This window comes from Flavobacterium sp. HTF (assembly GCF_003105115.1).
Taxonomy (GTDB): domain Bacteria; phylum Bacteroidota; class Bacteroidia; order Flavobacteriales; family Flavobacteriaceae; genus Flavobacterium.
The window spans coordinates 1-1,099 of record NZ_QETH01000175.1; the positions used below are offsets into that span (position 1 = coordinate 1).

The window sequence follows — 1,099 nt, forward strand, 5'->3', positions numbered from 1 at the left end:
ATCTTTATCTAAATTATTATAAATTTTACGAACTAAATTTCTGTTATTTAGTAAGTAGGCAGTATAGTTTTCACTTAACCACGTAGATGAAAAAACAAACATATAATAAATGTCTTGTGGAGAATTTGATTCTTCCATTTGCTTAATTATATACTGCTCTAGAAATTCGTGTTCAATATTGTGAGCTATGAAATATGATATAGCAACATTTGTATTTTGCTTACTGTATGTTTCTGTTGACAATACTTCTTTAAAGAATTTAGTGGCAATATCGGATTTTGTTCTTTGTAAAATAATCGCAAAATAACTTTTAGGATTTACTTTTGTGTTTTTACTTTCGTAAGCTCTAACTAATTGATTTTGTTGTGTATTATTTAATTTTATTGCTATATTGGTGGAAAAATATGACCATCCAAGTTCTTCTTTACTAATATCATTACTGGTCAAATTGTCTATAGCATTCTGAGTTTCTACTTTACTCAAAGATGCCATTGTTTCGTCAACAATTGTACGTACCCTCGGTTCAATTCTTTCTTGTGCAATTTTTACAACGAAATCGTCAAAATTCTTATTTTCAAAAACATCATTAATTTTTCTTCTTGCTTCTTGTTCTGCAAGAACACTCGCAGCATCTTTAATGTTACTAATTTCATTAAGCGCATCTTTTCTAGTTTCGTCTATATCTCCATTAACTCTCTCTGTTAATTTATTAAGATTTTTAATTACCTTGTTCTCGTTCTCCTTAACCTCATTTTTTAAATCTTGTAGTTCTTTTTTTATTTCTACTTTTTCTTTATTTAAATCTTCCCTCATTTCTTTACCATTACTCCATGTTAACCATGTTATTACACCAGCAATTAAGGTTAAAATTGCGATACTTAGAGTTATTAAGTATTTAAAAAGCGATATTAAACTATCATAATGTGCTTTTTGATTATTAAATCTTGCCATATTTTTTATTTTGCTTGGGACAATATACAAAAAAACATAATTGTATTATGAAGGATAAACTTACTTGTTTTTGCCAAACCTTCAATGATTTAGTGCTCCTTTTTTAAATGATTTAGCATATTCACAAGTATTTTGATAGAACTTATTT

1 protein-coding gene is annotated in these 1,099 nt (G+C 27.2%); it reads right to left on the minus strand.

The window, feature by feature from the left end; all coding sequences use genetic code 11:
• The coding region (locus tag DCO46_RS22525) for a hypothetical protein (protein ID WP_133244631.1) at positions 1-951 on the minus strand (951 nt) is incomplete at its 3' end.
• Positions 952-1,099 lie beyond the last annotated feature (148 nt).